At 45.3% G+C, this 4,469-nt stretch carries 5 protein-coding genes; 3 read left to right on the top strand and 2 right to left on the bottom strand.

Features of this window, described 5'->3' with window-relative positions; translation table 11 throughout:
- The 3 genes from IQR33_RS10010 to IQR33_RS10000 all read left to right on the top strand — a co-directional run.
- Nucleotides 1–358: flagellin (locus IQR33_RS10010; RefSeq protein ID WP_265575783.1), on the top strand; the 358-nt coding region annotated here is incomplete at its 5' end.
- Nucleotides 359–621: 263 nt separating this feature from the next.
- Nucleotides 622–1,755, top strand: a complete 1,134-nt coding sequence (locus IQR33_RS10005; RefSeq protein ID WP_005380447.1) for a flagellin — start codon at nt 622–624, stop codon at nt 1,753–1,755.
- 116 nt (nt 1,756–1,871) lie between these two features.
- Nucleotides 1,872–2,996: a flagellin gene (locus tag IQR33_RS10000; protein ID WP_017634830.1), complete on the top strand. Its 1,125-nt coding sequence runs from the start codon at nt 1,872–1,874 to the stop codon at nt 2,994–2,996.
- A gap of 94 nt (nt 2,997–3,090) precedes the next feature.
- Here IQR33_RS10000 and crr read toward each other — a convergent pair whose 3' ends face one another.
- Both crr and ptsP read right to left on the bottom strand, forming a co-directional pair.
- Nucleotides 3,091–3,600 carry a PTS glucose transporter subunit IIA gene (gene crr / locus IQR33_RS09995; protein ID WP_005382041.1) on the bottom strand — a complete coding sequence of 170 codons (510 nt, stop codon included), beginning with the start codon at nt 3,598–3,600 and terminating at the stop codon, nt 3,091–3,093.
- A gap of 121 nt (nt 3,601–3,721) precedes the next feature.
- The coding region (gene ptsP, locus IQR33_RS32740) for a phosphoenolpyruvate--protein phosphotransferase (RefSeq protein ID WP_228013833.1) at nt 3,722–4,469 on the bottom strand (748 nt) is incomplete at its 5' end.

The raw sequence follows: 4,469 nt of genomic DNA, 5'->3' as shown, positions 1-4,469 counted from the left end.
CCTGGCTGATGAGTTAGAAATTGGCAAGTATGTCACCGTAAATAGAACGGTAGATAGTATTGATATTAGCACGGTCGGTGGCGCTCAGATGGCGGTCGGCATTTTAGATGATGCTTTGAAAACGGTAGATGGCAGTCGTGCGGAGTTAGGCGCGTATCAAAACCGCTTTAATCACGCGATCAATAATCTCGATAACATCCACGAAAACTTAGCTGCTTCCAACAGTCGTATCCAAGACACTGACTACGCGAAAGAAACCACGCAAATGGTGAAGCAGCAGATTTTACAACAGGTCAGTACTTCTATTCTGGCGCAAGCAAAACAAGCGCCAAACCTAGCATTGACCTTGCTTGGCTGATGAATGGCCTTGCCCGAATTTAACGCAAAACCTGCCTGTATCGACAATTCGAAAAGAAGCTTTAGCGAAAAATGAAAGTTTTTTTGCTTTTTTATCCGCTTTGTCACGATTACCCCTCCAAACGAATTATTTTCAAAAAAATCTAAAATTTTCTCTAAAGAAAACAGGGCATGCGCCGTTAATAAAAGTAACTTTGAGAGAACTACTTGGTTTTCCGAGACGTCGGAAACCGCTACACCGGAAAATCAATTGGAGAAATCACCATGGCAGTGAATGTAAACACTAACGTATCAGCGATGACCGCTCAGCGTTACCTAAACAACGCAAACTCAGCTCAACAAACTTCTATGGAGCGTTTGTCTTCAGGTTTTAAAATCAACAGCGCAAAAGATGACGCTGCGGGTCTACAAATCTCGAACCGTTTGAACGTACAAAGCCGTGGTTTGGATGTAGCGGTTCGCAACGCGAACGACGGTATCTCAATTGCACAAACTGCTGAAGGTGCAATGAACGAGACCACTAACATTCTTCAACGTATGCGTGATTTGTCTCTGCAATCAGCAAACGGTTCAAACTCGAAAGCAGAGCGCGTTGCGATTCAAGAAGAAGTGACCGCACTCAACGACGAACTAAATCGTATCGCAGAAACAACCTCTTTCGGTGGTAACAAGCTACTAAACGGCACACACGGTGCGAAATCGTTCCAAATCGGTGCGGATAACGGTGAAGCAGTGATGCTTGAGCTAAAAGACATGCGCTCAGACAACAAAATGATGGGCGGTGTGAGCTACCAAGCTGAAAGTGGTAAAGGTAAAGACTGGAACGTTGCTGAAGGTAAGAACGACCTAAAAATCAACCTAACGGACAGCTACGGCCAAGAGCAAGAAATCAACATCAGCGCAAAAGCGGGTGACGATATCGAAGAGCTTGCGACTTACATTAACGGTCAAACTGACCTAGTGAAAGCATCAGTAGACCAAGATGGTAAACTGCAAATCTTCGCAGGCAACAACAAAGTTGAGGGCGAGGTCGAGTTTTCAGGCGGTCTATCTGGTGAACTAGGTCTGGGCGAAGGCAAAAAAGTAACGGTAGATACTATCGACGTAACCTCAGTTGGTGGCGCACAAGAATCTGTTGCTATCATCGATGCGGCACTGAAATACGTAGATAGCCACCGTGCAGAGCTGGGTGCTTTCCAGAACCGTTTCAACCACGCAATCAGCAACTTGGACAACATTAACGAGAACGTGAATGCGTCGAAGAGCCGTATCAAAGATACAGATTTCGCGAAAGAAACGACGGCAATGACCAAATCACAAATTCTATCGCAAGCGTCAAGCTCAATTCTAGCGCAAGCGAAACAAGCGCCAAACTCAGCGCTAAGTCTGCTAGGTTAATCAATTTAACAAAGCAAGAAACCAAAGCCAGGCTCATCCCTGGCTTTTTGCTTATTGGCTATAACGATTCAGATGTGTCCTGACAGTATGTTCGATAAGGCATTCATATCGATTAGATGCTCTCTTTAAATTCCAATGTTTCTGCGATGGTGGCGCAGAGACACCTGAGTCAAGCAGCTGCGCAAAATGTTGATTCACAACGCAACCTAACTTCGGGATTTCGAATCAACTCGGCGAGCGATGATGCGGCAGGTTTACAGATATCGAATACTCTCCATGTACAAGCGAGAGGGCTTGATGTCGCCTTAAGAAATGCACACGACGCTTTTTCTGTTTCTCAAACAGCGGAGGGAGCATTGCACGAAAGCAGTGACATATTGCAACGCTTACGCTCTCTGGGGCTTCAAGCAGCAAACGGCAGTTATGACTCAAGTGATCGGCAAAGTATTCAATATGAGGTCGTAGCGCTGCAAGATGAGCTTGATCGTGTCGCGATCACGACAACATTTGCGGATAAAAACCTGTTTGATGGATCTTACGGTTCACAAAGTTTCCATATTGGCGCGAACGCTAATTCAATCTCTTTGACGTTACGTAACATGCGTAGCCATATCCCAGAGATGGGAGGGCAGCATTATGTTGGTGATGCGGTCGATAAAGATTGGCGAGTCACTAAAGATAACCAAACCCTAAAAGTCGAATACCAAGACAGTAAAGGGCAAACCCAAACGGAATCCATTGGACTCAAATTGGGTGACCGTATAGAACAGGTCGCCACTTACATCAATGCTCAACAATCGATAGTGAATGCTTCAGTAACGGAAAACAACGAACTGCAATTCTTCGCTTCTACGATGAAGGCGCCAGAGGGTGTGGTTCTCGATGGGAGTTTAGCGGATGAGCTTGATGTGAGCGCTGGTCAATTAGTCACAATGGATGACATCGATATGTCGACGGCAGGTAAGGCGCAGCTTTCAGTTGGGGTGATTGATGCAGCAATTAAGTACGTTGATTCGCACCGAAGTGAAATTGGCAGCTTTCAGAACCGTGTAAATGGTTCGGTGGATAACTTAAATACTGTGAATCGGAGTGTTACAGAATCCAAGAGTCGAATAAGAGATACAGACTTCGCAAGAGAATCTACGGAAATGGTGCGTTCTCAAGTGCTCCAAGATGCGACAACTGCGTTATTGGCTCAGGCAAAGCAAAGGCCGAGTTCGGCACTTGGATTACTTAGCTGAGCGGGTTTCAGCGATGCCCATCGCTCAGAAAAAAGTCAGATAATAAAAAACGCTGCCATTGGCAGCGTTTTTTTCGTGTTCGATTAAGTAAAAATTACTTAGTTACACGTAGAACTGGAGTTTCACCAACAGTTACAGAACCAGAAAGCTTGTTTAGCTCTTTGATTTCGTCCATGTTAGAGATAACAACTGGAGTTAGCGTTGACTTCGCTTTCTCTTCTAGAAGAGCTAGATCGAATTCAATTACAGTGTCGCCAGCTTTAACAGTTTGACCTTCTTCAGCGATACGCGTGAAGCCTTCGCCTTTTAGTTCAACTGTGTCGATACCGAAGTGAACGAAAAGCTCAACACCGTCGTCAGACTCGATAGAGAACGCATGGTTAGTTTCGAAGATCTTACCGATAGTACCGTTTACAGGAGCTACCATTTTGTTGCCTGCTGGCTTGATAGCAATACCGTCACCAACGATTTTCTCAGCGAAAACAACATCTGGCACGTCTTCGATGTTTACAATCTCACCAGAAAGTGGCGCGATGATTTCGATAGCACCAGCGTCAGCGCTGTCATCAGATACAAGCTTCTTAAGTTTGTCAAACAGACCCATTGTGTCATGCTCCTAAGGTTTGGTTTTATTCTGTCGAATTATAGTATACCAATATAGCTCATTAGACGACTTTTTTCGCCGTCTAATGGCCATTAAGTATTGAATTACTTGGTACTACCGATTACTGAGCTTTCTCAGCAATAAACTTTTCTACCACGGCTTCGATTTCTTCTGCTGTTGGTAGAGAAAGGGCTTCTTCAGCCATTGCTTTCACTTCTGCGAAGTTAGAGTTACGAACTACTTTCTTCACTTTAGGGATTGAAATGCCGCTCATTGAGAACTCGTCCAGACCCATACCTAGAAGTAGAAGTGTTGCACGCTCGTCACCTGCAAGTTCACCACACATACCAGTCCATTTACCTTCTGCGTGAGAAGCGTCGATAACTTGCTTGATCACTGTAAGTACAGCTGGTGATAGTGGGTTGTATAGGTGAGAAATCATCTCGTTACCACGGTCAACCGCTAGCGTGTACTGAGTTAGGTCGTTTGTACCGATAGAGAAGAAAGACACTTCCTTCGCTAAGTGGTGTGCGATCGCAGCAGCAGCAGGAGTTTCAACCATAACACCGATTTCGATGTTTTCGTCGAACGCGTGGCCTTCAGCGCGTAGCTCTTCTTTGTACTCTTCGATCGCTTTCTTAAGCTCACGGATTTCTTCGACAGAGATGATCATTGGGAACATGATACGCAGTTTGCCGTGTGCAGAAGCACGTAGGATGCCACGTAGCTGATCACGAAGGATTTCACGACGATCCAGACTGATACGTACAGCACGCCAACCTAGGAATGGGTTCATCTCTTTTGGAAGATCCATGTATGGGAGATCTTTATCGCCGCCGATATCCATAGTACGGATGATCACAGCTTGA

This window comes from Vibrio sp. OPT46 (assembly GCF_015163535.1).
GTDB lineage: Bacteria > Pseudomonadota > Gammaproteobacteria > Enterobacterales > Vibrionaceae > Vibrio > Vibrio alginolyticus.
This window is presented reverse-complemented; position numbering and strand designations above follow the sequence as displayed.